This is a genomic window from Paenarthrobacter sp. TE4293 (assembly GCF_050435325.1).
Lineage (GTDB): Bacteria > Actinomycetota > Actinomycetes > Actinomycetales > Micrococcaceae > Arthrobacter > Arthrobacter nitroguajacolicus_C.
On sequence record NZ_JBNJRY010000009.1, the window covers coordinates 32,327 to 59,167 of the forward strand.

29 protein-coding genes are annotated in these 26,841 nt (G+C 63.3%); 7 read left to right on the forward strand and 22 right to left on the reverse strand.

Annotation, left to right across the window (positions count from 1 at the left end; genetic code table 11):
- Nucleotides 1-162 precede the first annotated feature (162 nt).
- A complete protein-coding gene (locus QF015_RS17480; RefSeq protein ID WP_429390299.1) occupies nucleotides 163-1,101 on the reverse strand; it encodes an LppM family (lipo)protein in 939 nt (312 codons plus the stop codon).
- 101 nt (nucleotides 1,102-1,202) lie between these two features.
- On the opposite strand from QF015_RS17480, the gene QF015_RS17485 reads away from it, so the two are divergent.
- On the forward strand, nucleotides 1,203-1,646 hold the full coding sequence (locus QF015_RS17485) for a hypothetical protein (RefSeq protein WP_310201143.1): 444 nt from the start codon (nucleotides 1,203-1,205) through the stop codon (nucleotides 1,644-1,646).
- A 2-nt stretch (nucleotides 1,647-1,648) separates the two neighbouring features.
- Nucleotides 1,649-2,278, forward strand: a complete 630-nt coding sequence (locus QF015_RS17490; protein ID WP_429390300.1) for an SIMPL domain-containing protein — start codon at nucleotides 1,649-1,651, stop codon at nucleotides 2,276-2,278.
- On the opposite strand, the gene pcp is transcribed toward QF015_RS17490, so the two are convergent.
- The gene (pcp, locus tag QF015_RS17495) at nucleotides 2,275-2,916 is read right to left on the reverse strand and encodes a pyroglutamyl-peptidase I (RefSeq protein WP_429390301.1); all 642 of its coding nucleotides are present in this window, start codon (nucleotides 2,914-2,916) and stop codon (nucleotides 2,275-2,277) included. The genes QF015_RS17490 and pcp overlap by 4 nt on opposite strands.
- Nucleotides 2,917-3,007: 91 nt before the next feature.
- Between pcp and QF015_RS17500 the strand changes: the two genes are divergently transcribed.
- Nucleotides 3,008-4,102 (forward strand): Rv2578c family radical SAM protein, encoded by a 1,095-nt coding sequence (locus tag QF015_RS17500; protein ID WP_310201149.1) that lies wholly within the window; start codon nucleotides 3,008-3,010, stop codon nucleotides 4,100-4,102.
- Between the two features lie 113 nt (nucleotides 4,103-4,215).
- On the opposite strand, the gene QF015_RS17505 is transcribed toward QF015_RS17500, so the two are convergent.
- The 4 genes from QF015_RS17505 to QF015_RS17520 form a co-directional block, all read right to left on the reverse strand.
- Nucleotides 4,216-5,022: a MetQ/NlpA family ABC transporter substrate-binding protein gene (locus tag QF015_RS17505; RefSeq protein WP_429390302.1), complete on the reverse strand. Its 807-nt coding sequence runs from the start codon at nucleotides 5,020-5,022 to the stop codon at nucleotides 4,216-4,218.
- 60 nt (nucleotides 5,023-5,082) lie between these two features.
- The gene (locus QF015_RS17510) at nucleotides 5,083-5,784 is read right to left on the reverse strand and encodes a methionine ABC transporter permease (protein ID WP_429390303.1); all 702 of its coding nucleotides are present in this window, start codon (nucleotides 5,782-5,784) and stop codon (nucleotides 5,083-5,085) included.
- Nucleotides 5,781-6,761 carry a methionine ABC transporter ATP-binding protein gene (locus QF015_RS17515; protein ID WP_429390304.1) on the reverse strand — a complete coding sequence of 327 codons (981 nt, stop codon included), beginning with the start codon at nucleotides 6,759-6,761 and terminating at the stop codon, nucleotides 5,781-5,783. The genes QF015_RS17510 and QF015_RS17515 overlap by 4 nt, the downstream gene beginning before the upstream one ends.
- Nucleotides 6,762-6,931: 170 nt before the next feature.
- Entirely contained in the window at nucleotides 6,932-7,366 is a 435-nt protein-coding gene (locus tag QF015_RS17520; RefSeq protein ID WP_429390305.1) for a (deoxy)nucleoside triphosphate pyrophosphohydrolase, read from the reverse strand.
- Nucleotides 7,367-7,501: 135 nt separating this feature from the next.
- Here QF015_RS17520 and QF015_RS17525 point away from each other — a divergent pair, with 135 nt between their 5' ends.
- Complete coding sequence (locus QF015_RS17525) at nucleotides 7,502-8,710, forward strand: MFS transporter (protein ID WP_310201159.1); 1,209 nt, start codon at nucleotides 7,502-7,504, stop codon at nucleotides 8,708-8,710.
- Between the two features lie 98 nt (nucleotides 8,711-8,808).
- Here QF015_RS17525 and QF015_RS17530 read toward each other — a convergent pair whose 3' ends face one another.
- From QF015_RS17530 to infC, 5 genes are all read right to left on the reverse strand, one after another.
- Nucleotides 8,809-9,735 (reverse strand): cation diffusion facilitator family transporter, encoded by a 927-nt coding sequence (locus QF015_RS17530; RefSeq protein ID WP_310201161.1) that lies wholly within the window; start codon nucleotides 9,733-9,735, stop codon nucleotides 8,809-8,811.
- A gap of 100 nt (nucleotides 9,736-9,835) precedes the next feature.
- Nucleotides 9,836-10,747 carry a TrmH family RNA methyltransferase gene (locus QF015_RS17535; protein WP_310201163.1) on the reverse strand — a complete coding sequence of 304 codons (912 nt, stop codon included), beginning with the start codon at nucleotides 10,745-10,747 and terminating at the stop codon, nucleotides 9,836-9,838.
- Nucleotides 10,748-10,773: 26 nt separating this feature from the next.
- Nucleotides 10,774-11,463, reverse strand: a complete 690-nt coding sequence (rplT, locus tag QF015_RS17540; RefSeq protein WP_310201165.1) for a 50S ribosomal protein L20 — start codon at nucleotides 11,461-11,463, stop codon at nucleotides 10,774-10,776.
- 119 nt (nucleotides 11,464-11,582) lie between these two features.
- Entirely contained in the window at nucleotides 11,583-11,777 is a 195-nt protein-coding gene (rpmI, locus tag QF015_RS17545) for a 50S ribosomal protein L35 (RefSeq protein ID WP_011774324.1), read from the reverse strand.
- A gap of 117 nt (nucleotides 11,778-11,894) precedes the next feature.
- A complete protein-coding gene (gene infC / locus QF015_RS17550; protein WP_397336304.1) occupies nucleotides 11,895-12,941 on the reverse strand; it encodes a translation initiation factor IF-3 in 1,047 nt (348 codons plus the stop codon).
- Nucleotides 12,942-13,334: 393 nt separating this feature from the next.
- Here infC and QF015_RS17555 point away from each other — a divergent pair, with 393 nt between their 5' ends.
- The gene (locus tag QF015_RS17555; RefSeq protein WP_310201167.1) at nucleotides 13,335-13,733 is read left to right on the forward strand and encodes a DUF1844 domain-containing protein; all 399 of its coding nucleotides are present in this window, start codon (nucleotides 13,335-13,337) and stop codon (nucleotides 13,731-13,733) included.
- 83 nt (nucleotides 13,734-13,816) lie between these two features.
- On the opposite strand, the gene QF015_RS17560 is transcribed toward QF015_RS17555, so the two are convergent.
- From QF015_RS17560 to QF015_RS17595, 8 genes are all read right to left on the reverse strand, one after another.
- Nucleotides 13,817-15,121, reverse strand: a complete 1,305-nt coding sequence (locus tag QF015_RS17560; RefSeq protein WP_429390306.1) for an MFS transporter — start codon at nucleotides 15,119-15,121, stop codon at nucleotides 13,817-13,819.
- 50 nt (nucleotides 15,122-15,171) lie between these two features.
- Complete coding sequence (locus QF015_RS17565) at nucleotides 15,172-16,101, reverse strand: SseB family protein (RefSeq protein ID WP_310201170.1); 930 nt, start codon at nucleotides 16,099-16,101, stop codon at nucleotides 15,172-15,174.
- Nucleotides 16,101-16,844 carry a bifunctional 1-(5-phosphoribosyl)-5-((5-phosphoribosylamino)methylideneamino)imidazole-4-carboxamide isomerase/phosphoribosylanthranilate isomerase PriA gene (gene priA / locus QF015_RS17570; RefSeq protein ID WP_429390307.1) on the reverse strand — a complete coding sequence of 248 codons (744 nt, stop codon included), beginning with the start codon at nucleotides 16,842-16,844 and terminating at the stop codon, nucleotides 16,101-16,103. The genes QF015_RS17565 and priA overlap by 1 nt, the downstream gene beginning before the upstream one ends.
- 45 nt (nucleotides 16,845-16,889) lie before the next feature.
- Nucleotides 16,890-17,048, reverse strand: coding sequence for a hypothetical protein (locus QF015_RS17575; protein WP_310201174.1), 159 nt, complete (start codon nucleotides 17,046-17,048; stop codon nucleotides 16,890-16,892).
- The gene (hisH, locus tag QF015_RS17580; RefSeq protein ID WP_310201175.1) at nucleotides 17,049-17,798 is read right to left on the reverse strand and encodes an imidazole glycerol phosphate synthase subunit HisH; all 750 of its coding nucleotides are present in this window, start codon (nucleotides 17,796-17,798) and stop codon (nucleotides 17,049-17,051) included.
- Nucleotides 17,795-18,421: an imidazoleglycerol-phosphate dehydratase HisB gene (gene hisB / locus QF015_RS17585; RefSeq protein WP_310201177.1), complete on the reverse strand. Its 627-nt coding sequence runs from the start codon at nucleotides 18,419-18,421 to the stop codon at nucleotides 17,795-17,797. Before hisB ends, hisH begins: the two co-directional genes overlap by 4 nt.
- A 46-nt stretch (nucleotides 18,422-18,467) precedes the next feature.
- Nucleotides 18,468-19,586 carry a histidinol-phosphate transaminase gene (locus tag QF015_RS17590; protein ID WP_429390308.1) on the reverse strand — a complete coding sequence of 373 codons (1,119 nt, stop codon included), beginning with the start codon at nucleotides 19,584-19,586 and terminating at the stop codon, nucleotides 18,468-18,470.
- Nucleotides 19,587-19,663: 77 nt separating this feature from the next.
- Complete coding sequence (locus tag QF015_RS17595) at nucleotides 19,664-20,023, reverse strand: LysM peptidoglycan-binding domain-containing protein (RefSeq protein WP_310201179.1); 360 nt, start codon at nucleotides 20,021-20,023, stop codon at nucleotides 19,664-19,666.
- Nucleotides 20,024-20,369: 346 nt separating this feature from the next.
- On the opposite strand from QF015_RS17595, the gene lexA reads away from it, so the two are divergent.
- On the forward strand, nucleotides 20,370-21,113 hold the full coding sequence (lexA, locus tag QF015_RS17600) for a transcriptional repressor LexA (protein ID WP_310201181.1): 744 nt from the start codon (nucleotides 20,370-20,372) through the stop codon (nucleotides 21,111-21,113).
- Nucleotides 21,114-21,134: 21 nt separating this feature from the next.
- On the opposite strand, the gene QF015_RS17605 is transcribed toward lexA, so the two are convergent.
- Together QF015_RS17605 and hflX are read right to left on the reverse strand one after the other, a co-directional pair.
- Nucleotides 21,135-23,195 (reverse strand): ATP-dependent DNA helicase, encoded by a 2,061-nt coding sequence (locus tag QF015_RS17605; protein WP_429390309.1) that lies wholly within the window; start codon nucleotides 23,193-23,195, stop codon nucleotides 21,135-21,137.
- A complete protein-coding gene (gene hflX, locus QF015_RS17610; protein ID WP_429390310.1) occupies nucleotides 23,188-24,750 on the reverse strand; it encodes a GTPase HflX in 1,563 nt (520 codons plus the stop codon). Before hflX ends, QF015_RS17605 begins: the two co-directional genes overlap by 8 nt.
- A 523-nt stretch (nucleotides 24,751-25,273) precedes the next feature.
- Here hflX and QF015_RS17615 point away from each other — a divergent pair.
- Entirely contained in the window at nucleotides 25,274-25,888 is a 615-nt protein-coding gene (locus tag QF015_RS17615) for a class I SAM-dependent methyltransferase (protein ID WP_310201188.1), read from the forward strand.
- On the opposite strand, the gene dapF is transcribed toward QF015_RS17615, so the two are convergent.
- Nucleotides 25,869-26,837, reverse strand: coding sequence for a diaminopimelate epimerase (dapF, locus tag QF015_RS17620; protein WP_429390311.1), 969 nt, complete (start codon nucleotides 26,835-26,837; stop codon nucleotides 25,869-25,871). The two genes, QF015_RS17615 and dapF, sit on opposite strands and share 20 nt — an antisense overlap.
- Nucleotides 26,838-26,841: the final 4 nt, after the last annotated feature.

Sequence of the window (26,841 nt, forward strand, 5' to 3'; positions counted from 1 at the left end):
AGTAGGGAGCGGCCGGCAAGGCAGGCCTGCAAAACGAAAGGGCAGTGCTCGCCGCGGACGGCAGGCACTACCCTTCAGTCTAGTTGAACCTCACAGGCGGAATTTAACCCACCTGACGGCGTCCCGCTATGTGAAATGACGACGGCGGTCGTCGCCTTTTGATCAGGCGCCCGACGACGGCGGTGCGGCGGGCGGCGGTGGCGACTGGCCGTCGTCGTGCCTCTGCCCAGGCTGCTGCGGCGTCTGGGGTGCCTGCTGCGGCGGCGTCCCTGGCGTGTAGCCTTGGCCTGCCCAGTTCTGCGCGGTCTGCTGTGCATGCGGCCGGGGGTACGCAGCCTGCTGGGCCGGGGGCTGGTGGCCCTCCGGGTGCGGCGCCGCACCCGGCAGCCCGTAAGGTACGGCACCTGCGAGCGCCGGCGCTGGCTGGGCCGACCTCTTGCGCAGCAGCACGAACAGCAGGACAAGTGCCGCAGCTATGACCAGCACTGCTACGAGGATCCAGATGATCCACATGGGAACTCCGGCGTTGGCTTCGGCCTTGGCCTGGACCGCTGTCTCTTTGATGGACAGCATGTCGAAGGTGGCAGTGTTGCCGTCCACGGTGGCGCCCGTGGCTTCGACGACCTTGCCGGGGAACGTGAACTTGACCGTGGCTTCGTCAAACATTGACTTTGCCATGCTGGAGGCCTGGGGATCGCTGCTGTCCATCCCGGTCACGCCGCCCATGGAGAGGACATAGAAGTCGCCCTCCTTCTTCAGTTCGAAAGGGTTCTCGGAGCTGGACGACTCGGCGAGCTTGGCAGGGTCAAGGTTGGCGGCTGTGATCCGCTTGCCCTTGTACTTTTCGTCCTCATAGTCCACCACGGTGGCACCTTCCGGGATGTCCATCTCCTGGCTGCCACTGCCACTGCCGTTCGACTCCATGAATTCTTCGAAGGACTTATCGCCCAGTACAGACTTCTGGATCGCGTAAACAACCTCGTAGTCCACGCTTTTCTCGTTGTTGACCTTGACTGACATGTTCAGCTTGACGCAACCGGTCAAAGCCACCATGACGGCAAGCAGGACACCCACCACGCCCATGGCGCGTCTAATGTTCATCGCGTTTCTTCCCCCATTCATTCTCCTGCACCGATGAGTGCTCGAACAGCGTATCCCTGCCGCTCATGCCGTGCCATACGCGACGGGTCTAGCATGGCTTCATGACTCCCGCGCAACGCCTGCGGCAGATCGCCAACGTCGTAAACCTCTCTACACCGCTGGGACTCGCGGTAGCCGCTGCGTCCCGAAGCACCTTGACCCGCGGGCCACGCGGCCTCCTGATAGCAGCCGGGTATGGCTGGAAGCTCCCCCACGCCGGAGCGTTCACGCTGGGGAACGTGATCCTGTACCGGGCGCCCCATGGCGTTGCGGGAACGAACCCCGTGCTTCTGGGGCATGAGGAGCGGCACAGCACCCAATACGCGTATTGCCTGGGACTTCCGTTCCTCGCCCTCTACGGCGTCGCCGCCGGGTGGTCCATGCTGCGCAGCGGGAATCCGGGCTCGAGCAACTTCTTCGAGCGCCAGGCCGGCCTCGCGGCGGGCGGCTACATCGACCACCACAACCGGCCGGACGGACCTGTCGGCCATCGAATCGAGGCATAAGCATGAAGCGAACCATTACCGTCACAGGGACCGCGACCGCCAAGGCCGTTCCGGACCTGGTCACCATAACGCTTGGCGTGGAGACACGCCGGGACACCGCCGCGACAGCATATGACGACGCCGGCAGCGCGGCTGCCGCGGTCGCCGCCAGTTTGCGGGAGGCAGGCGTACCAGCCGTGGACCTGCGAACGAGCGGCCTGAACCTGCGCGCCGATCTGGTGTGGGTTGAAGGTCAGGGCCAGAAGGTCGCCGCCTACGTGGCCTCCACGAATCTGCAGGTAGGGATCCGTTCCCACGCGGATGCGCCAGCGGCTATTGCAGCGGCCGTCGCGGCCGGTGGAGACGACATCAGGATCAATGGGATCGAGCAGGGCTTCGCGGATTCAACATCGGTCACCGCGCAGGCGCAGGAAGCAGCGTGGCAGGACGCCCTGGCACGCGCCGAACAGTACGCATCCTTGGCCTCCGCCCGCCTTGGGCAGGTCAGGGCCATTTCCCAACAGCCGGTATCCGGCGCCCCCATTCCGTTGGGCGGCATGGTCAAGGCGTCGTTCTCCGCTGAGGCGCTGACCATCGAAGCAGGTGAGTCATCTGTCTCGGCCAGCGTCACGGTCGAATGGGAACTCCTCTAGTGGATGGCACCCGCTGGGAGTTTTGCATCGGTCGGCGTACGCAGAGCAGTACGTACGACCACTGAAACAGCTTCTGCCATCGCTTCCAGGGGCATCGATGGAGTGATGCCATCCGGTGAAACCTGCTCTGGAAGGTACGGGACATGCACGAATCCGCCGCGGACGCGGGGCTTGGACGCGAGCCGATGCATCAGGGCGTAGAAAACGTGGTTGCACACGTAGGTTCCGGCGGACTGCGACACCTCCCCCCTGATTCCAGCGATCTGGAGGTTCCTGAGTGCTGCCTTGATCGGCAGGCTGGAGAAGTAGGCAGCCGGGCCGCCACGAACGACCTCTTCATCAATGGGTCGCTGCCCCTTGTTGTCCGGGATCCGGGCGTCGTCGCAGTTAATGGCCACACGTTCCAGCGACACGCGCTCCCGGCCTCCCGCCAAGCCTACGGAGACAACGATGTCCGGGCTGATGCGGTCCATTGCTTCGTCGAGGGCTGCCGCCGACTCGCCAAATACGCAGGGCAACTCCACGGTTTCCACCGTCAATCCCTCAGCCTGGAGGATTTCCCGTGCCCGCATCACGGCCAGCCATGAAGGATTCAGGTCATCCGTGCCAAAGGGTTCGAAGCCAGTCAGCAGAATCATGGGCCAACCTTAGCAACGCCCGCACGCCGGCTGTCCCGTACGCACCTACCCGGCCTTGACATTCGTTCGAACATACCTTCGAATGGAGTTCATGAGATGGGACGCACAAGCACTTTCACCCACGCGTGGACCGGCGTCAGATAACAGCGGCACCGGCGCTCCGGGCCCTGCCCCGGCCCTGGATGCCTTGTTGCCGCTTTCCGGGCTTGTGCGTTCCATCTCGACACCCGAATTCTCCGGAGTCACCTTCCATGAGGTCACCGCAAAGTCAGTGCTCAACAAGGTGCCTTCCGGTTCCAACATGCCCTTTGAGTGGACGGTCAATCCGTATCGCGGCTGCAGCCACGCTTGCGTTTACTGCTTCGCCCGCAAGAGCCACACATACCTGGAATTCGACGCCGGGCGGGACTTCGATTCGCAAGTGGTGGTCAAGATCAACGCCGCCGAGGTTCTCCGCAAGGAACTGGCCAAGCCATCATGGGAGCGGCCCCAGGTTGCCCTTGGTACCAACACCGACCCCTACCAGCGCGCAGAAGGCCGCTACGTCCTGATGCCCGGAATCATCCGCGCCCTCGCGGATTCCGGCACCCCGTTCTCCATCCTGACCAAGGGCACCCTGTTGGCACGGGACATCCCCCTGCTGAAGCACGCAGCCACGCAGGTTCCCGTGGACCTGGGTATCTCGCTGGCCATGACCAATGAGGACCTTGCAGAACTCATCGAGCCTGGCACACCCTCCCCCAGGGCGCGCTTGAAGCTCATAGCCCGGCTCCGTGACGCGGGCTTGGGCTGCGGTGTCATGGCGATGCCCATCCTGCCGTGGCTCACGGATTCGGATGAAGCCCTCGACTCCTTGTTCAGTGAACTGACCACAGCGGGCGCTACGGGAGTCACAGCCGGCGCCCTGTATCTCAAGCCTGGGACGCGCGAGTGGTACATGACATGGCTGGCCGCCCAGCACCCTGAACTGGTTGGCAAGTACCGGCGCCTTTATGGCCAAGGCAGTTATGCATCCAAGGAGTACCGCACCTGGCTGACCGGCAGGATCAGCTACTTCAAGTCCAAATACGGCTTCACCGGGACATCGGGATTCAGCCATCGGAACGCGCGCCCTGCCTCTGCTCCCACGGCGGTACCCGCTCCGGGAGCCTCCACTGCCCTCCCGGGACAGCAGCCGCTCTTCTGAGCGAAACACGTGCGCCGCGCAAGGTGACCGGCAAAAAAGGACCGGCACAAAAAAGGAGGGACCGCCGTCGGGCAGTCCCTCCTTTGATTTTCCTGCCAAGCAAACGCGGCCGTCTAGGAAGCCGGAACCACGAGCCCCTTGAACTCGGTGTTGATGTAATCCTTCATCTCCTGCGAGGTCAGGATCTTGAACAACTTCTGTACGCGGGGATCGTCCTTCTGCTCTTCACGGACAGCCAACACGTTGTAGAAGGGACTGTCGTTACCCTCAACAAGGATCTGCTTGTCCGAGCTCAGGCCTGCGGGGAGCGCAAACGCGAGAGTCACGATGGCAGCGTCCTTGTCGTTGAGCGCCTGCGGCAAGCTGGCATTTTCGATCTCCGTGAACTGGATGTTCTTCGGGTTGGCCGTGATGTCCTTGAGCGTGATCGGCTTCTCCGTGACCTCGATCAGGCCCTTGGACGCCAGGAGGAGCAGGGCACGCCCTTCGTTGGTGGGGTCGTTCGGAATGGCGATCGATGCGCCGTCCTTCAGGTCTTCGAGCTTGGAAACATTGTTGGAGTACAGCGCCATCGGGGGCAGGTACACCTTGCCCACGCTGACCAGGTTCTTGCCAGAGGCCTTGTTGTACGTCTCCATGAAGGTGGTGTTCTGGAAAAGGTTGGCGTCGATGTCACCGTCGCTCAGGGCGGCATTCGGCGTGTTGTAGTCGCTGAATTCCTTGTACTCAACCGCCAGCCCCTCTTTGGGGGCCAAGTCCTTCGAAACGTGCTTCAGCATGTCTCCGGCGGGCACCGCAAGGGCACCAACCTTGATGGTTTCGCTGGCGGAGGAATTCGAGGATGCGCCACCGCATGCGGTCAGGGCAAGAGCTGCAGCGACGCCAACGGCGGCAGCTTTGAGGAATGTGGCTCGGTTCATGGTGACTCTTTCGGGTTGGGAAGGTCCGCAGATGGTCCTGTGGAGGGTGCAGTGGGGTGTCTAGCGGTGGGAAAGACGCCGGGACGCGATGTTGCCCAGCGACTGGAAGATCTGGACAAGGAGGATCAGGAGGATGACGACGGCAAACATATATTCCGGGCTGTATCGCTGGTAGCCATATCGGAACGCCACATCGCCCAAGCCCCCTCCGCCGACGGCGCCCACCATTGCCGAGTATCCGATGAGCCCGACGATGGTGGTGGAGAGGCCCAAAGTGATGGCCGGAACGGCTTCGGCTACAAGGACTTTGGTGAGGATGGTCCAGCGGTTGGCGCCCAGTGATTCAGCGGCTTCAACGAGCCCCACAGGGACTTCCCTGATACCAATCTCCACCAGCCGGGCGAAGAAGGGGATACCGGCAATGGTCAACGGCACAATGGCTGCCGTGGGACCAATAAACGAGCCCACCAGCATCCGGGTAAAGGGAATGAGCAGAATCATGAGGATGATGAACGGGATGGACCTGCCAATGTTCACCACCAGGTCCAGGACGCGGTTGGTCACCAGGCCCAAGGCGCGGCTGCCGAAGGGCTTGGCCAAGAGACCGTCGGCCTCCGTGGCTACGAGGAGTACACCGGCCGCCAAACCGAAGATCACAGTGAACAGCAAGCTGAACCCAACGGTGTAGAAGGTCTCCCCTGCCCCCTTCATGATGGTTTCGAACAAGTCCGACCAGAAGGATGGATCGTTACGATCGATCACTTGATGACCTCCACGAAGAGTCCTTGGCTACGAAGGTCGGCAATGGCTCGACCCGTCACGTCGGCAGTACCTGGCAGTTCCAGCCGGGTCCTGCCTGTCTGATGTCCATGGATGGTTTCCACAGCGGCCCCCAGAATTCCGACGTCGATCCCATGAGTGCGGGCCAAGCGGGCAATCACGGGCCGGTCGGCCGTAACGCCGTTGAACGTAATCTCGATGACTCTGTTGCCGGTATCGGGAATCTCTCCCAACGGGAACAACGCCTGGCCCAGGAGCGACTTCTCCGTGGTGAGCAAAGACTCCACCGTCCCCTGTTCAAGGATCCGCCCCTGGCTCATGACGGCGGCAGAGTCGCAGACGCGCTTGACGACGTCCATCTCGTGGGTGATCAGCAGGACAGTCAGGCCGAGTTCCTTGCTGAGGTTCCGGATCAGATCCAGGATTTGCCGGGTGGTCTCAGGGTCCAGGGCCGATGTGGCCTCATCGCTGAGCAGCACCGAGGGATTCGAGGCCAAAGCACGCGCAATGCCGACGCGTTGCTTTTGGCCGCCGGAGAGTTGGGCCGGGTAGGCATCGGCCTTGCCTTGAAGGCCAACGAGTTCCAGGATCTCGGCAACTCTTGCGCGTCGCGTACTGCGTTCGACGCCGGTGATCTCCAGGGACAACTCGACGTTGGCCTGGACCGTGCGGCTGCTCAGCAGGTTGAAGTGCTGGAAGATCATGCCGATGTTATGGCGTGCCGCGCGTAGCCTGGCGCCTTGCAACTGGCTGATGTTCTGTCCGTCGACAGTGACCGTGCCGGAGTCCGGCCTTTCAAGGGAGTTGATGGTCCTGATCAAGGTGCTCTTGCCCGCGCCGCTCTGGCCGACCACCCCGTAGATTTCGCCCGGTGAAACCGACAACGAGACGTCGTCCAAAGCGACGACCGAATTCTCCCCTGAGCCGTAGCGCTTGCTGATCCGGTCAACCGAAATCATGAGGCTCCTTGCCCTGGTTTCCATACCGGGCATGGCCGCCCGGAGGAGCACGGCTTTCACGCCGTGCGCCGTAGGAGATTTTCGCAAGGGCGGTATAGCGCTCCCAAATTCGAACTATGGGGCCTCGAGCCCTACGATGCCGCCATTTAATTCATTGAACTGTGCCGTTCTTACGCGGGAGAGGCCACGCGATCGAGCAAAGCCCGGACAATCGGCAGGTCTGCCGGAATCCACTGAAGGTTGAGAGCTTCGTCACAGTCATCCAGCGACACCCACAGCAGCTTGTCGTGATCTTCCAACGGCGCCAGCTCACCGGCGGTCACTTCCGCGAACCAAACACGCATGGCGGCACGTTCATTGAGGACCCAACCGTCGGGCCGGCCGGACTCCAGCTCCGGTCCCAGCCGAACCTCGATGCCCAGTTCTTCGGAGAGCTCGCGGTGCAAGGCAGACTCAGGAGTCTCCCCGGCTTCGACCTTGCCGCCGGGGAATTCCCACATACCGGCAAATTGGGGCGGTGCTGAGCGGCGTGCAGCCAGTAGGCGCGTGGGGGCTTCCAAGGAGTCGACGACGGCGGCGCCCACGACGTTTATCAGTGCAGTCACTCCACCAGTCTATGGGCGGCCACACGATGGGTCTCGTCACAAACCGACGCCAAGGACAAAGCGCGGGGACTAAACTTGTTATCGGATTTTCTCCGCATTTCCCCAGCCCACAAGGCACCCTCAAGAAGCAGGCTTATGACTACCACCGTGTCCCCACCCGCCACCGCGACCGCAGCAAAGCGCCACCTTGGCATGGCCATCCTGGCGCTGGCCATGGGCGGGTTTGCCATAGGCACCACCGAGTTCGCCATGATGGGTTTGCTGAAGGAAGTCGAAGAAGGGCTGGGCATCAGCACCCCAGAGGCAGGAAACCTGATCTCGGCCTACGCCTTGGGCGTGGTGATAGGCGCACCAATCTTCGCCGCATTCGGAGCCAAGCTCCCCAAGAAGCACCTTGCCTTGGGCCTCATGCTGTTCCTCTCGCTGGCAAACCTGACATCCTTCATCGCTCCGGACTATGGCTTGATGCTGCTCTCCCGCTTCGCCTCAGGCCTGCCGCACGGTGCATTCTTCGGCGTGGCCGCTGTCATCGCGGCCGGCCTGGTGGCTCCGACCAAACGGGGCTGGGCGATCTCCATGGTGATGGCGGGCCTGACGGTTTCCAACGTGATTGGTGTGCCACTGGCCACGTGGGTCGGACAGACCTTTGGTTGGCGGCTGCTTTTCGTCATTGTTGGCGCAATCGGGCTGGTGACAGTTGCCATGGTGTGGAAGTTCGTGCCCTTCGAAGCAGCCCATCCCGATGCCAGCATCCGGCGTGAACTTGGTGCCCTCAAGCGCCTTCAGGTGTGGCTGGCCTTGCTGATCGGCATCATCGGATTCGGCGGCTTCTTCGCCGTTTACACTTACATCGCCCACACCATGACCTCCGTAGCGGGAATCCCCGAGAGCCTCATTCCCGCCGTGGTGGCCCTTTACGGGCTCGGCATGGTGGTGGGCAACATCATTGGCGGCCGCATCGCCGACAAGTCCGTCATGGGCACCATCTACTGGGTCATGCCGGGAATAGCCGTGGCCTTGGTGGTCTATGCCGTCGCGGCGCATTGGGCCTGGGCGGCGTTCATCATGGCCTTCGTCGTAGGCGGCGTTGGTTCAATGCTGACTCCCGCACTGCAAACCCGCCTCCTGGACGCCGCCCCGGGAGCCGCGTCACTGGCGTCCTCGCTGAACCACTCGGCACTCAACATCGCCAACGCACTCGGCGCCTTCCTGGGCGGAACCGTGATCGCCTGGGGGTGGGGCTACGTGGCTCCTGCCCTTGTCGGTGCGGTCCTGGCGCTCCTGGGCCTCGGAGTGGCGCTTGTGAGCGGCCTGCTGGAACGCAAGAGGCCTCTTGCCACCTGATCCCGCCACGGCAGCAGCAAAGCCTGCACTGCCGGACACAAAGCAGATGGGCTCCGCAATCGCGGAGCCCATCTGCGTTAACCCAGTGGCGGGTCAGCCTAGACCTGCGGCGTCTGGACCCGCTCGATGTCCGGTTCAAGGTAGATGACCCGGGCAATCGGAACGGCCGCGCGGATCCGCTGCTCGGCGTCGTCAATTCCCTTGGCGATCTCCTGGCCCGTTTCGGACGCGTCCATGGAAATCTTCGCCGCCACCAGCAATTCTTCCGGCCCCAGGTGCAGGGTCTTGAGGTGGATGATGCGCGTCCCGTCAGCTTCCAGTGCCTCGGTAATGCGCTGGACATCCTCCTTGGTAGCTGACTCCCCCAGCAGCAGCGACTTGGTCTCCAGTGCCAGGACCACCGCGATGGCCACGAGAAGGAGGCCGATCATCGCCGTGCCGAAGGCATCCCAGACGCCGTCGCCGGTCACCAGGGTCATGCTGACGCCGAAGAGTGCGAACAGCAAGCCCAGGAGCGCACCGAAGTCTTCCAGGAGGATCACGGGAAGTTCAGGCTGCTTGGCATTCCGGACGAAGGAGACCCATGACTGCTTGCCGCGGATGTGGTTCGATTCCATGATCGCAGTTCGGAAGGAGAACGACTCCGCAATAATGGCACCCACCAGGACCGCCAGCGGGACCCACCAGAAGTCTCCCTCAATGCCGTGCGGGTGCTGGAACTTCTCCCAGGCCTCGTACAAGGCGAACAGGCCACCGACACTGAAAAGCACGATGGAGACGATGAACGCATAGATATACCGCTCGCGGCCATATCCGAACGGGTGCTCCGGGCTGGCCGCCCGCTTGGCACGTTTGCCGCCGACGAGCAGAAGGATCTGGTTTCCGGAGTCAGCCACTGAGTGGATGGCTTCGGCCAGCATGGACGATGACGCAGTCAGGAAGAATGCAATGAACTTCAAGACAGCGATGGTCAGGTTGGCAGCGAGAGCCGCCACGATTGCTTTGGTACCGCCACCTGCAGCCACGAAAGCTTCACCTCTTCGGGTATGGGAAAGATTGGAATTGGCCAAGAAGAGTCGTCATCGTCTGATCTTGCAAGCAATACCGTACCCGGCGACGCACTGTTTACACATTCCCCACTCTGGCGCCCTGCTGGGAACGCGCACTGGCGTAGAGACACACCGTGGCCGCGGTGCCGAGGTTCAGGCTCTCGGCCGACCCGTAGACCGGGACAGCCACCCGGTGGTCGGCCAAGGCCAGTTCCTGGTCAGACAACCCTTGGGCCTCGTTGCCGAACAGCCATGCTGTGGGGGCCTCCAGGGCGTAGTCCGAGGCTACGGATGCGTTCCCGAGCCTTCGGGCTGCATTCTCGTCCTGCAGCTTGTCCAGGTTGACGGTGCCATAACCGTCGGCGGCCAGGACGCCGATACCGAGCTCCCTGCAGCGCTCCACCAATTCCTGGACGTCGGCTCCGAGAACCACCGGCAGGTGGAAGAGCGAACCCGCGGTGGACCGGACAGCCTTGGGATTGTAGATGTCTACGCTCGAGCCCGTCAGCACCACGGCATCAGCACCGGCAGCATCAGCTGCACGAAGGACCGTCCCGGCGTTGCCGGGGTCCCGCACCTGGCACATAACGGCAATCAGGCGGGGACCGGCGTCGAGCACCGATTCCAAGGTGACATCCACAAAACTGCACACGGCCACAATCCCCTGCGGGTTGACCGTGTCCGCCATGGCGGCGAGGACTTCGTCACTCGCCAGCCTGAGCGGTGTTCCCTGCGCGAGGTCGGCAAGTTCCGGAAGGCGGTCCAGACACGCCTCGCTGGCAAAAACTTCATGCACGACGGCGGGGCCTCCCGCCGCTGTGCGCTCACGGTGCAGGCTTAACGCCTCACGCACCGCCTGCGGGCCCTCCGCCAGGAAGCGTCCGCGCTTTAAACGGGCCGGGCGCCCGGCAAGCTTAGCGACGTCCCTCACCCGATCAGCTCGGGGGTTGGTCATCGGAAAGTCTTGCGGGCGCCCGGTTTCGTTCATATAAAGAACTTTAGTGGCAGTTGCTACTAGTTCTTGATCTGCTGGCGGGCTTCGCCGCCGGCCGGCTCGAAACCGGCAGCCTTTGCAGCCTCAACGGTGGAGAACCAGTATTCAGCAGCGGTGGTGTTGTACCAGGTGGAACCCGGAACGTGGTACTTCTTGGACTCGGCGTTGCCCTTGATGGCGTAGCCTTCCGGAGCCTCGTCGCCATCAGCAGCAACTGCGCCGTCGATGGCCGGCTTCTCGGAAACAACAGCCTTGACAGCCGTCGCCGTAGCGGCAGCCGGGGCAACCTTCGCAGCCTTGGGAGCAGCAGCCTTGGGAGCAGCCTCTGCCTTGGCGGCCGGAGCGGACGTGTCAGCCGGAAGCGAAGCCTTGGCAACGTTCACCAGAGCGGCGAAAGCGTTGGCGTCGGAGACGGCCAGCTCGGCCAGCATACGGCGGTCAACCTCAACCTCAGCGGCCTTCAGGCCCTGGATGAGACGGTTGTAGGTGAGGCCGTTGGCGCGGGATGCAGCGTTGATGCGCTGGATCCAGAGGCGACGGAAGTCGCCCTTCTTCTTGCGGCGGTCGCCGTAGCTGTACACAAACGAGTGCAGCAGCTGCTCTTTTGCCTTGCGGTACAGGCGCGAACGCTGACCGCGGTAACCCTTGGCGCGTTCGAGGACAACCCGGCGCTTCTTGTGGGCGTTTACCGCCCGCTTCACACGTGCCACGTGCGTACTCCTTCAGAAATCTTTATCCCAAGCTGCTACTGCCGGAAACCCGGCCGGCCTGAGAAGGCTTTTGGTGTAGTTGGCTGCTGCCGGATGGCAGCAACCAAGGAACTTGGAACTTAGACGCCGAGCATCTTCTTGATGACCTTGGCATCGCCCTTGAAGACGAGCTTGTCGCCGGCGAGGCGACGGGTCAGCCTGGAGGACTTGTGCTCCAGGTAGTGACGGCGGTTGGCCTGCTGGCGCTTCAGCTTGCCGGTACCGGTCAGCTTGAAGCGCTTCTTAGCACCGCTGTGGGTCTTCATCTTCGGCATGGGAACCGATCTCCTTACGTATCCACGGACGAGTCCGCGATTCTTTCGCGCAGCCGGCCTACGAGGGCCGGCATGCTGGTTGCTTGCCGGTGGAGGCCAGGCCTCCGCGGCGTTGAACTAGTTGGTCTTGCGTGATGCAGGCTTGGGCGCGGCCTTGGGGGCCGCGGGCCGAGCTGCCGGCTTGGGAGCTGCCGGCTTGGCTACGGGCTTCGGAGCCGCAGGAACTGCGGGCTTCGGAGCGGCCGGAACCGCAGGCTTCGGAGTTTCAACCGGAGCAGCTTGGGCAGCCGGAGCCTTTTCGGCCGGTGCAGCCTTGGGCGCCGGAGCGGCCTTCGGAGCAGGTGCAGCCTTGGGAGCCGGAGTTTCCTCGACTACGGGTGCTTCTTCGACAACGGGTGCCGGAGCTTCCTCTGCAACAGGAGCCTCCTGAACTGCCACCGTCTCTTCAGCGGCCGGGGCTTCTTCAACAACCGGAGCCTCGCCAGCTACGGGTGCTTCTACCTCGGGAGCCTCCACGGTGTCCTGCGTGGTCTCTTCTTCGCCAGCCAGCAGGCCGGCCGGAAGAAGGTCACCCAACGACTGCGTCAGGGGCGCCTGGTCACCAGTGGTGTCCACCCGTCCCGTTGCCTTGGCTTCATTCTGGGCCTTGGCTTCGGCACGCTGGGCCGCACGGCGGGCTTCAGCCTTCGCTTCGGCCTTGTTCTTCAGCGGGCCGATTACCATGACCATGTTGCGGCCATCGATGCGCGGGCTGGACTCTACGATGCCGACCTCGGCGACGTCTTCAGCAAACTTCTGGAGAAGGCGGATGCCCATCTCCGGACGCTGCTGCTCGCGGCCGCGGAACTGGATCATGGCCTTGACCTTGTCACCGGCACCGAGGAAGCGAAGTGCGTGGCCGCGCTTGGTTTCGTAGTCGTGCTTGTCGATCTTGAGGCGGAAGCGAATTTCCTTCAGAACGGTGTTGGTCTGGTTCTTGCGGGCTTCGCGGGCCTTGACTGCAGCTTCGTACTTGTACTTACCGAAGTCCATCAACTTGCAAACAGGAGGCTTAGCCTGCGGGGCAACTTCAACGAGATCTAGATCGGATTCGGCAGCAAGACGCAGGGCGTCCTCGATGCGGACAATTCCTACCTGTTCGCCGGCAGGGCCGACCAACCGCACCTCGGGGACGCGGATACGCTCATTGATTCTTGGCTCGCTAATGTTAAAGCTCCTGTGGTTGTGGTGAGTTCACCGGCAAATAGAGAAGGCCCCCAATTGCTGGTGCAATCGAAGGCCTCGGAGGTCGGCTGCACTCCCCTTGCGGGAAGTACGCACAGTGGGTGGCTTCGCCATCCATGTGTCCGACCAGATACCCGGCAACCTCTTGTCCCGAAAGGGATCATGTCCCTGAAGGGAAACGGCTGACGCGGGTGGGAGAGAACTCCGCTTGCAAACTGAAAGACAATTCTACAGAAACAACCCGCCCAGCGCACATTGCACGTGGCGGGAGCGTTACTGCTGACGTTAGCCGTGAATAACGACTTCCAGTCGGTCTGTGACAAGCTTACCAGTATGAGCACTGAAGACAGCAATTCCCGCAACTCCTACAGCGAAGGCGCCGCTTCCGGCGCCGGTGAAGGGGTTTCCCAGCAGATCCGCGACATCGCTGAAGTTCCGGCCGTGGAAGTCATCACCACCGGAGCCGTTCACCTGATGAGCGCCGCTGCCGTAAAAGTGGGGCTCGCGGATGACCCCCACGCAGAGGACCTCAAGGACCTCGACGAAGCCCGCAAACTGATCACAGCCCTGGCCGGCCTGGTCTCCGCTGCCGCCCCCGAAATCGGCTCACAGCACGCCGGTCCCTTGCGCGATGGCCTCCGCTCCTTGCAGCTCGCCTTCCGCGAGGCATCACTGATCCCCGACGCCCCGGGCAAGGGCCCCGGCGAAAAGTTCACCGGTCCGGTGAACTAGCCGGCAACTGCCACACGAACCACCGACGGCGGGTCGACCACATGGGGTCGGCCCGCCGTCGTGCTTTCCACAGCCACGCCACGTCAGACGCGGGCGGCCCGCCTGCGCAACGACGTCAGGATCAGGCCTGCGATACAGAGCACGACACCCGCTGAACCAATGGCCGCAAAACCAGCCGAAGGACCCACGGCGTCGATAAAGACGCCCGCCAAGGGGGCGCCCAGCGCCACACCGGCCGTCAGGGCCGAGCCGTACCAGCCCATGGCTTCCCCGCGGCGTTCCTCGTCCACGAGGTCCGCAACCTTCTCCGATGAAGCGGACAAAACTGGTGCGCATAGCAGGCCCGGCAGAAGCGACAGGAAAGCCAGGGTCCATGTGTCCTGGGCAAAACCCATCGGGATAGTCAGGGCAGCCATGCCCAGGAGCAACAGCATGGGCGAAATTGAACGCTTCATGGATCCGTAGATCAACCCGCCCACGACGGATGAAGCGCACCAGAAGAAGAACACGATGCCAATTTCGTTCTCGTGTCCGCCACGCTCCAAGAGCCCGACGATGCTCACGTCCGAGCCACTGAGCACCATTCCGGATCCGGCCGCCACCGCGAAGAGTGCCGCCACCGAGGCAGTGAACCACGTGAAATTCCGGGCAACGCGGCTGCGGAGGGCTGCGCTGCGCGACGTTGAGGACGCCATCTCCGACGCCGCTTCCTGGACGTGGGCCGGTGCGGACGCCACCATGGCTGCCTCGGCGGCAACAAGGTCCGCTGCGGCCCGGTCTGCCGACTCCTGCGGCGTGCAAGGCGTTTCGCTGCGTGTGGGTGGGTTGAACCACATGAGGAACAGCCCTGCCACGGAAACCGAAATGCCCACCGCCGTCAGGCCAATGGCTGAAAAACCACTGGTAGCGACAATGGCCCCAACGGCCGGGCCAATCATGAAGACGAGTTCCGTCGCGATGGAATCGAGGGCGAACGCCGAACGGCGCTGCTCCCCCTCGACCATGACGCCCAGCGACTGTCGCACAACGCTGAAGATCGGCAAGGTGAAGAGCCCGCCGACAAAGACCAGCGGGAGCAACCACTCATAGGACACATGCGGAACGACGGACCAAATGACGGTTTCTGAAACGACCGACGGGATCAGGGCCTTCCGCAGACCCACAGTATCCACGCGGCGACCACGCCATGGCGCACCCAGGGCGATGCCAATCGTCATCACAGCCGCAGCCGCGCCGGCGGCGGCATAGCCTTGGCCCAGCGTCAACACGATGTGCAGGGTGAGGAGCACACCGGCTGCGGAATGCGGAATCCTGGCGATCATGCCCACCACCAGCAGGCGACGGACAGGACGGATGGACAGCATCTCTTGATAGAGAGCGAAGTTCACTGGCTAAATCCTCTTGTTCCCCCGGGGCAGCCCGGGGAACCGGACTGCCGTCAGCGCGGCCCAGGCTCCTGCACCGCGCGCTGTAATTTCACTTCAATGGAGTCAACGCCCTCGGCGAAGGAATCCATCCGCGCCCAAGCCTCGTTGAGTTGGGCAACCAGCGATTGCACAGCAACGGCATCAAGGCCGTCTTCGAGGTAGAGCACCACCCTCAACTCCGGGCCGGATCCGCCGCCGGACACCACACGGCCGTCTGCCGTCAAAGACGCAACACCCGCACCGGGTTGCGTCTCAAGCCGGCGGACTGTCCGGAAGGCTGACACCGTAGCAGCGAGACCAGCCTCCAGTTGATCATCCAGGTATGACGGCGTCCAGTCGCGCTGTTGGGCCAGGGCCCACATAGCCGGGCGCCGAACCACGAAGGTGAAGTCCGAGCCGGGATCCAGAACCAACAACTGGGCACCTTCGGAGACGGCAGAAAGCGCTGCGCGGGCCGCATAAACAGCCACTGGGCGCGCTTCGCCGTGCCATGCCTCCAGCGCTGCGGACGAGGTGAAGACGGGCATGGCCTTGCGACCATCAGGCGCCTTGAGTGTAACCAACGCCATATCAGCCTGCTTGTCTGCGTGGAGCCCGTCAACGCCCTCGGCTTCTTCGGCCAACTGAGCAACTACCGGAACGAACACCCTTGCCGTAGCGAGGGAGGCAACGACGTCAGCCTCGCTCCCGGTCCCATCGACCAGCGCCCCAACGGCGGCGAGGTAACCGGCGTCGGCGGTTCCGTCGTCGTCCTCGAAGTTGTGGATCTTCGCGTCGTCACCACTGAGGCTCCTGCCCGCCCAGGGTTGCCCGGCTGAGTCAGTTGCTCCCCCGGCACCGGCCAGGGCGGCAGCGATGTGCCCTGGAAGGCTCCGGCTGGCGCCGTCCTTGTGCCCGTGGTTCCCGTGGTGCCCGTGCGGGCGTCCGGCGTCGTGGGTCATCAGCGGCGACCGGCAACGTCCAGGGCTTCGGGCAGCGTAAAGGCGCCGGCATAGAGAGCCTTGCCCACGATCGCACCCTCCACGCCCAACGGCACCAGCTCGCGCAAAACCCTCAGATCCTCAAGGCTGGAGATTCCGCCCGAAGCCACCACAGGTTTTCCTGTCTTCTCCACCATCTGCCGCAGCAAGTCCACGTTGGGCCCCTGCAGGGTTCCGTCCTTGGTGACGTCAGTGACGACGTACCGGGCGCAGCCGGCATCCTCCAGACGCGCCAGGACTTCCCAAAGGTCGCCGCCCTCCTTGGTCCAGCCACGCCCTGCGAGCGTCGTCCCCCGGACATCAAGCCCGACGGCGATCTTGTCGCCAAAGCGGTCGATGGCCCGGCGGGTCCATTCAGGGTTTTCCAGCGCTGCGGTGCCGAGGTTCACGCGTTCGACACCCAACTCCAGCGCACGTTCCAGTGATTCGTCATCGCGCAACCCCCCGGACAGCTCCACCTTGACGTTCAGCTGCGACACGACCTCACTGATGAGGCCGGCGTTGTTGCCCCGGCCGAATGCGGCATCGAGGTCCACCATATGAACCCACTCAGCACCGGCATTCTGCCAGTTCAGGGCTGCTTCCAGGGGTGTTCCGTAGCTGGTTTCCGATCCGGCTTCTCCTTGCAGGAGGCGGACTGCCTGGCCGTCGACAATGTCGACGGCGGGGAGAAGTTCCAGAACGGACTGGGCGGAGGTGGTCATGTGGGTCCTTGAAGTTCGAGGGGGACGCGGGCTTCGGTGACCGGTTCAGTTACCGGGCAGCGTCAAGAGGTAGGCGGCCAGCAGGGACATCCCGGCCAGCGCATAGAAGGAGATGGAAACCCAGCGGGGCTTCTTCTGCTGATGGAAGGAAATGCCGCCGCCGACCAGCACACCGGCAAGGCCCATAAGGACTACAGACCACATTCAGGCGGTACCGCTTCCCGTTGATTCCGCAGCTGTGGCGGGCTTCTTCAGGCCATCGACCCAGTTCTTCAGGAGCCGCGCACCGGCGTCCCCTGATTTCTCCGGGTGGAACTGCGTGGCGCACAGCGGGCCGTTTTCCACGGCGGCGATGAACCGTGCACCGTGCTCGGACCACGTCACCATGGGCGGGGCCATGCGGGGCTGCACGACATCGAAATTCCAGTCCTGCACACCGTAGGAGTGCACGAAGTAGAAGCGCTCCTGTTCGACGCCTGCGAAAAGCTTGGAACCTTCGGGGACGTCTACGGTGTTCCATCCCATGTGCGGGACCACGGGAGCCGGAAGGAGTTCAACCTTGCCGGGCCACTCAGCCATGCCTTCGGACTCGGTGCCGTGCTCGACACCGGCTTCGAAAAGGACCTGCAATCCGACACAGATGGCCAGCACAGGGCGGCCTCCGGCGACGCGGCGTCCGATCATGCGGATGCCATCCACGGCCTTGAGTTCCTTCATGACCGTCTCGAAAGCCCCAACCCCGGGAACGACCAATCCGTCAGCGTTAAGCACATCTTCCGGCTTGGAGCTCAGCACCACGTGCGCACCGGCGCGTTCAAGCGCCCTGACGGCTGAACGGACGTTGCCCGAACCGTAATCGAGCACTGTAACCGTGGGCTTGCCCTCCGGGGACTCAGGCTTGACCGAAGCAATGGCGTCGGTCACGGCGCCGTCCCTGAGGACCTGGCCACTCACAGCGCCCCCTTGGTGGAAGGAATTCCCTCGACCCTGGGGTCGGATTCCACGGCAGCACGAAGTGCCCGGGCAAAGGCCTTGAACTGCGCTTCCACAATGTGGTGGGGATCGCGGCCGGCCAGAACGTTCATGTGCAGGCAGATTCCGGCGTGCAAAGTAATGGCCTCAAAAACGTGGCGCGTCAGGGAACCCGTGAAGTGTCCACCGATCAGGTGGTACTCCTGGCCCGCCGGCTCTCCGCCGTGCACCAGGTACGGCCGGCCGGAAACATCCACGACGGCGTGGGCCAAGGCTTCGTCCAATGGAACCGTGGCTTCGCCGAAGCGGCGGATGCCGGCCTTGTTGCCCAAAGCGGTGCGCAGGACTTCCCCGAAGGTGATGGCAACGTCTTCCACGGTGTGGTGGGCATCGATGTGCGTATCACCGGTGGCCTTGACCGTCATGTCAATCAGGGAGTGCTTGCACAGCGCCGTCAGCATGTGGTCATAGAACGGCACGGAAGTGCTGATGTCCGAGACACCGGACCCGTCGAGGTTGATCTCCACCAGGACGGAGGATTCACTGGTGGTGCGCTCCATGCGCGCGGTGCGGGCAGCGGACGGCGTAACGCCGGTTTCGCTCATTGGGACGTCCTTATACACGAAGAGTGGGGTGGGTCTATCAACAAGTTTAGGCGGGCTGGGACGCCGGGCTGTCCAACAGCGCTTCGAGCGCCTCAAGGAAGGCCGTGGTTTCCTTCTCGGTTCCAGCAGTGACCCTCAAGTGACCTGGAATACCGACATCGCGGATCAGCACGCCCGCGTCCAGCAGGCCCTGCCAGATCGCGTGCGGATTCTCCAACCCACCAAAGAACACGTAGTTGGAGTCCGAAGCCGCAGGCTTGAGACCCATGCGCAGGAGTTCGGTCACAATGCGGTCGCGTTGGACTTTGATGTCTTCGACGTCGGCCATCAGCGCCTCGCGGTGGTTCAGTGCCGCCAAGGCGGTTGCCTGCGTCACGGCCGACAGGTGGTAGGGAAGGCGGACCAGCCGGATGGCATCGGTGACTTCGGGGGCGGCAGCCATATAGCCCAAGCGGGCGCCCGCAAGCGCGAAGGCCTTGCTCATGGTGCGCGAGACAATCAGACGCTCGCGTCCAGGCAACAACGTCAGGGCGCTGGGCGTGTTGTCGTGGGCGAACTCGTGGTACGCCTCGTCCACGATCACTATGGCCTGGCTGGCTTCGCCGGCCTCGTACACAGCCTCAACAACATCCAGGCCCAGGCCCGTTCCCGTGGGATTGTTGGGCGAACACAGGAAAACGATGTTCGCTCCGGTTTCGCGCACCTGCGCCGCAGCGGAGGCCGCGTCCAGGCCGTAGTCGTCAGCCCTGACTCCGCGGAGGTATTCGGTATCCGTGCCGCTGGCCAGGAGCGGGTACATGGAGTACGTGGGAGGGAATCCCAGGGCCTTACGACCGGGTCCGCCGAAGGCTTGGAGGATCTGCTGCAGAACCTCATTGGAGCCGTTGGCCGCCCAGATGTTATCGGGGGTGAGACTGTGGCCAAGATACTCAGCCAAGGATGTGCGGAGCTCCGTAAACTCCCGGTCCGGGTAGCGGTTGAGTCCAGTGGCCGCGGCCGCGACAGCTTCCGTGATGGCCGCCTGGACATCAGCGGGGACGCCATGGGTGTTCTCGTTGACGTTGAGCAGAATAGGGACATCAAGCTGCGGTGCGCCGTAGGGGCTCAATCCACGCAGGTTGGTCCGAAGGGGAAGTCGGTCAAGTCGCTCAAGCTGGTCACTCACCAACCCAGTTTAAGGGGCCGCCGGGACTGCCGACTAACTGTGACGCCGGGCCGGCCGTTCCACGACGACCGAATGGCCTAGTTTGCGGGCACGAACAGCTGCTGACCGGGCTGGATACGCCCTCCGCGAAGGTCGTTAAGCTGGATGATCTCGGCAATGACATCCCGGGGATCACGCTCAGGAGCAGCTGCGCCTGCGATACCCCACAGCGACTGTCCCGGCTGTACAGTCACTGTCACAGCCACCGGCGGCCGGAGCTGCGCCTGCGAGTCCGAGGCTTTTGCCGGCGAGGTGATGAAACCGGCAAGGCTCAGGAGCGCAGCCACCAGCAGCATGGCAGGAATCCCGAAGAAGACGATCCGTCCCCGCCGGGTGAGACGCAGGCGCACAGGTGCCTGGGTGGTGCGAAAATCAGCGAACGTAGTGATTGCGGACATGAGCTGAGCCCTTCTGAGCTATTGCCTTGCGCCGGGTCCCGGTACATGGCTGCCAATTCTGTGTGTTCCCTCCCCCGGCACCGGATGTTCGAACATCGAGTTCGAACATCCAGCTCCACGTTCGGATTTATAGAACACATATTCGAACCTTGCTAAGACATTTTTAGCACTTATCAACGAACGGTGTCGAGACTCGCTAGAACAAATGTTTGATAAACGCCTGTGGCTGCCCTACGTTTGAGTGAAGAAACAGCACTGTTTCAGTGGAACAGGAGGGTCTGACATTTTTTACGGACCCGACAACCCCGGGCACACTCCGGGGCGGAATGGAAAGGCATTGGCGAACATGGCAGCGAAAGCCACCGGCGGCGGGGCACCCCTGCGGAGCCAACAGCCTCAGAAGAGCCCCAAGAGCCTGACCGTTCGGCAGAAAAAGATCCTGGAAACCATCCAGCGGTCCGTCAATGACAACGGGTACCCACCCAGCATGCGCGAAATCGGCGACACCGTGGGCCTGGCAAGTCTGTCGAGTGTTACGCATCAGCTTTCCCAGCTGGAGAAGCTCGGTTACCTCCGCCGGGATCCCAAGCGCCCCCGGGCCATGGAAGTCCTCATGCCGTTGACCCTCGATGGCGGCCCCATCCCGGGAGTGGAAGCACCCACGACTCTTCGCAGTACCGGTGGCCTTGCCGTGACCGAGCTCGCCAGTGCCAGCGACACCGCCATGGTCCCCCTGGTAGGACGCATCGCGGCCGGCGGTCCCATCCTGGCCGACCAGACGGTGGAAGACGTGCTCCCTCTGCCCCGGCAACTCGTCGGACACGGCGAATTGTTCATGCTGAAGGTCGCAGGTGATTCTATGATCGACGCCGCGATTTGCGACGGCGACTGGGTGGTTGTCCGACGACAGAACGACGCCATCAACGGTGACATTGTTGCCGCGCTGCTGGACGACGAGGCTACGGTCAAGACTTTCCGCCAGCGCGACGGCCACACGTGGCTGCTCCCCCAGAACACCCAGTACGAACCCATCCTTGGCGACCAAGCCACCATCATGGGCAAGGTCGTGTCAGTCCTGCGTTCCCTTTAGGGAGACAGACGGCCCCCTGGCCTAGGAGGCCTTGGCTGACCCCAGGCGCTCCAGTACTCCCCGCACCACTGCCCGGTCCGTCGTCGCCCAAAATGGCGGCAGGGCGGCCCTCAGGAAGCCTCCGTAGCGCTCTGTCGAGAGCCGCGAATCAAGCACTGCCACAACCCCTTTGTCCCCCGTGGATCGGATCAGGCGGCCTGCGCCCTGGGCCAACCGGATAGCCGCGTGCGTGGCAGACACGGCCATGAATCCGTTTCCTCCCGACTGGGCCACAGCGCGTGAGCGGGCAGTCATCAGGGGGTCGTCCGGACGCGGGAACGGAATGCGGTCGATAACCACCAGACGGCAGGAGCCGCCGGGAACGTCCACGCCCTGCCACAGCGACATCGTGCCGAACAGGCAGGTATCGGGTTCGTCGGCGAACTGCTTCACCAGGGCTGCCATGGTGGACTCACCCTGGCAGAGAATGTCGACGTCGAGGCGCAGCCGCATGGCATCGGCCGCCTCCTCGGCAGCGCGCCGCGACGAAAAGAGGCACAGCGCTCCCCCTCCGGAGGCGCGGATGAGGTCTTCCAGCTCATCGAGGGCTTCGGGAGAGGTGCCCCGGCCGGGCTTGGGCAGATGCTTCGCCACATACAACACCCCCTGTTTGGGGTAGTCGAACGGCGATCCAACATCGATTCCCGTCCAGCTGGGGGCGCCATCGCCGATCAGGCCCAGACCACCGGCTGCCGGTTCAAAAGCCGAGCCGATCGCCAGCGTTGCCGAGGTGAGTACCACGGTATGACCGGCAAAAAGGCCTTCACGCAGGCGTCCTGCCACACTCAGTGGTGCGATGTTGATCAGCGCAGGGGCGGTCTCGTCGGGTTGCGAGTAGCCCTGCTGCGGGTCGAAGGTGCTGTTACGGGAAAACCACACCACTTCACGGTTCTCCTTCGCGGCCAGCATCCGCTCACACAACTCGAGAATGAGCATGAGCCGTGAGCGCGCCAGTTGGCGACCGCCGTCGACCGCGGTGGAAGAGTCGGTCTTCGAATCGGAAAGGGCCGCGCGCGTGGCGTCCCGCAACTGGTCCAGGCAATCGAGCTGTTCGTCGTTGAGTCCGCTGGGCAGCAGCCCGTTCGGCACCCCGGCGATGGCCATGTCCAGTCGCTCGGCCGCTGCGTTGAGGGCATCCACCGTAATCGCGGTGTGCTTGCGGGCGCTGGAAGCCGCTGCGTGGACCATGGCAACAGACAGTTGGCCTGAGACCGCACCGGTCACGCGGTCCTGCAATTCGTGTGCTTCATCGACCACCACGACGTCGTACTCAGGCAACACAGCCAGGCCTTCAAAGGCACTGACGGCCAGCATCGCGTGATTGGTGACCACGACGTCGGCTTCCCCTGCCCGAGACCGCGCCAGCTCGCTGAAGCACTCTTCGGCGAGGGGACACTTTTGCGCGCCGAGGCACTCCATGGACGTCACGGAGACCTGCCGCCAGGCGCGGTCCGTAACGCCGGGCATGAGTTCGTCACGGTCGCCGGTGGTCGTCTTTTCGGCCCACTCGCGCAGGCGGACCACTTCCTTGCCCAGCTGGGACTGCGGGCCGCCCATGGAGGCGGCAAAGTGCGGGACGCTGGTGTCCTCGCCCAGGGAGAAAAGCTGCCCTTCGGACGGCTCTTCGCTGGGGAATCCGCCCTCAAGTTTCTGCAGGCAGACATAGTTGGCCCTGCCCTTGACGAGCGCCACGTTGACGGGCCGTTCAAGGGCAGGGTTGATGGTTTCGAGCAGGCGGGGCAGATCCCGGCCTACAATCTGGGTCTGGAGTGCCAAGGTGGCGGTGGACACGAGGGTCGGTTTGTCGCTGTCCATCGAATGCGCGATCAACGGGATCAGGTACGCCAAAGACTTCCCTGTGCCCGTGCCCGCTTGGACCAGCAGGTGTTCCCCCGTCTCAATGGCCCGGGTGACATACTTGGCCATTTCGTGCTGGCCGGCACGGCTTTGGCCGCCCATGCCGGCTACGGCCCGGTCCAACAGCTCGAGGGTCGCCTTCTCCCCTGCCGACTCGACGTTGTCCGCCGCCACCTTCTCAACCATTGCTGACGAAAGACTCCAACTCGGCTGCCAGACCCTCACGCACCATAACAACCACGCGCGTCCCGTTTTCCTCATGCTCAAGGCTGAGGATCTCCGAGTCTGAGCTGTGCAGCTTGCTGATCATCTCGCCGCGGTCGTAAGGAATGAGCAGTTCCAGGCGCACTCCCGGGCGGGGAATGGACTGGCTGATGTCTTCCAGCAGTTCGGCGATACCTTGGCCAGTGCGTGTTGAAACAACCGCGTGACGCGGTTCCTTCTGCTTCAGGCGTTCAACGACGAAGGGATCCGCGACATCAACCTTGTTCAGGACGATGATCTCGGGCACCTTGCGGGCATCCACCTCAGTAAAAACAGCCCGCACAGCGGCAATCTGGCCCTCAGGGTCGGGGTGCGATGCATCGACGACATGAAGGATCAGGTCCGCGTCCGCCACTTCCTCCAGCGTGGAGCGGAAGGCCTCGATCAGCTGCGTCGGCAGCGAACGGACGAACCCGACCGTGTCAGCCAGCGTGTAGCCGATACCGTCCGGAGTCTGGGCCTTACGCACGGTGGGGTCCAACGTGGCGAACAGGGCGTTCTCCACCAGGACACCGGCATCAGTGAGGCGGTTCAGGAGCGACGACTTGCCGGCGTTTGTGTACCCGGCGATGGCAACCGACGGAACGGCATTTCGACGGCGGTTGGCGCGCTTGGTCTCCCGGGCCGGCTTCATCGCGGCGATCTCACGGCGAAGTTTGGCCATGCGGGTGCGAATGCGACGACGGTCCAGTTCGATCTTGGTTTCACCGGGACCACGCGAACCCATGCCGGCACCGGCCCCACCCACCTGGCCACCGGCCTGGCGGGACATGGAGTCACCCCAACCACGAAGACGCGGGAGCAGATATTCAAGCTGTGCAAGCTCAACCTGGGCCTTGCCTTCGCGGCTCTTGGCGTGCTGGGCAAAGATGTCCAGAATCAGGGTGGTGCGGTCGACAACCTTGACTTTGACAATGTCCTCAAGACCGCGTCGCTGGGACGGCGCCAGCTCTGTGTCCACCACGACGGTGTCCGCACCAGTGGCAGCAACGATGTCCTTAAGCTCCTGGGCCTTGCCCGATCCCAGGAAGGTCCCGGGATCCGGCTTCATGCGGCGCTGGACCAAACCGTCCAGGACCTCCGAGCCGGCCGTCTCTGCCAGGGCAGCGAGCTCGCGCAGCGAATTCTCGGCGTCGGCCAGCGTTCCTTCGGTCCACAACCCGGCGAGGACAACGCGCTCAAGGCGCAGCTGCCGGTATTCGACCTCAGTGACATCTTCAAGTTCCGTGGACAACCCGGCGGTACGGCGCAGTGCACGTCGTTCGGCCAGATCCTCTTGGTCACCGTCGTAAATGCTGTGTTCCTGGTCAAGCGTGGAAATCGCCTGCGCCTTGCCGAACACACCGTTGGCATCGTTGTCGTCGGATGCCTGCGCAGGTGCATCCTTGGAAAGAATCCGGTCGATGACGGCCTGGATTTGTTCAGGACTCATGTCCTGGGCGTCGGAATCGGATCCGGAGTGCTTCTGGGTGGTCATGGTCTCCTTAGACTGTTCGGCTATTCCAGAATAGTGCTGTTTGCTGTTTGATGGGGCGCTATTCGCGCTGGGCTGACGGGCTTGGGCCAAAGAGGGCCTCCTGTGCTGAACGGCCGCCTTTGGAAAGGGGGCCGTTGCTGTGATCTGGCGTGGTGGGATCCGCGTGGAGGTTACTGGCCATCTGGAAGCCGCACGCCCGCCCGCTGTCATCGAACCGCGCTAAGAGCGGGCGGTTCAGTGGCCTGACGGGATGGTGTGATCTTCGATGCGTCCGTGACGTGGAAGCTCGTCAACGAACAGTGCCGGTGGGACCTGCCTGGCGGAAAGACCGTGGCTTGGCTGAAATGCCAAGGACCGGCCTGCGTCGCGGGCGGTGCCGTCGTGACGCCTGGGGAATCAGGCGTGTTTCGGCGTTATTACTCGAAGATCAAGAACATGCGTTCAACATTAGCATCCGGTGTCAAACCAGCCCGCGGAGCCGGCAGTTTCCCATGGCGCCAATAGCAAACTAATCTGGCAAATTATGGAGTCTGCACACTATTTCACCGCCCAGCCAGCCGGACCGTTCACCAGGAAGCCCCTCACGGTGGAACTCGCTGGCGCAACTCGCCACCTGCAGACTTCTTCCGGCATCTTCAGTCCCGACGGAGTGGACAAGGGCACCGCCATCCTCTTCTCCGAGGTCCCGCCGCCCTCGCCACAGGGGAACCTGCTGGACATCGGCTGCGGATGGGGGCCCATTGCCCTGACGCTGGGAATCATGGCACCCCATGCCAAGGTGCATGCGGTGGACGTCAACGAGCGGTGTGTCACGCTGACCAACGAGAACGCGGCCGCGCTCGGCCTGGGCAACGTCACGGCGAGCCTGCCGCACCAAGTAGACCCCGCCGTCGAGTTCGATACCATCTGGTCCAACCCCCCGATCCGCATCGGGAAGGACGAACTGCACAGCCTGCTGCTGACGTGGCTGCCGCGCCTCGCCCCCGGAGGAAACGCCTGGCTGGTGGTTCAGAAGAACCTTGGCTCGGACTCGCTCCAGCGTTGGCTCGCCGGCGAACTGGACAAAAGCTTCACGGTGACCCGTGAAAGCACGTCCAAGTCCTTCAGGGTTATCCGGGTCAGGAAAGCGTCCCAGTAGCCACGATGACAGCCGGGCCGCTGAGCTCTACATGCTCGCGGCCACCCGCGCCGGGGAAGAATTTGACGTCCACGACGCCGCCGGGCACGTTGACATGCCAGTCGTTCGGAGCGGTGGCGCCGGCCCAGTGACGGATAGCGACGGCCGCGGCACAAGCGCCCGTCCCGCATGACTGGGTCTCCCCCACGCCCCGCTCATGCACCCGCATGGTGATGGTGCCCACGCCGTCTTCAACCAGCGGCTCAGCGGGAACAACGAACTCGACGTTGGTTCCATGGGCCGGCTTGGGATCAACCACCGGCGCCTTGAACAACTGCGTAGCTGCGAGTTCCTTGAGTTCAGCCAGGGCAACCACAGTGTGGGGATTTCCCATGCTGACCGACAGGCCCGGGCGGGCTACTTCCAAACCGTCCGCGCTAACGAGGGCATCCATGGCCTTGCTGGTGGCTTCCTTGGGGAAGATGAACTCCCACGGTCCCATGTCCACGGCATACCCGTTGGCCGTGCGAACCACTTTCTTGACCCCACCGCGGGTGCCAATGGTCAGGGTTTCGCCCGGGCCAAGGTCAACCAGATTCTCGGCAATGAGGAAGTGGACGAAGACGCGGACGCCGTTGCCGCACATCTCCGAGAGGGAACCATCGCCGTTGCGGTAGTCCATGAACCATTCGGCGTCCGGATCCTGCTCAAGAAGGTCCCGGCCCTCGGGAAGGAACCGCGACGGGACGGCGCGGATCAGGCCGTCTCCACCGATGCCTACATGGCGGTCACACAACTGGGCGACCTGTTCCGGCGTGATCTCATGGGCATCGCCGGGATCGGCAATCAGGACGAAGTCGTTGCCCGTTCCATGGCCCTTTGAAAACGCAAGACCGGCAAGGCTCGGGGCGGGCACGGAAGCACCGGCAGCTGTGGACTGCTGGGCGGGAAATACGACGGTTTCATCCATGCCA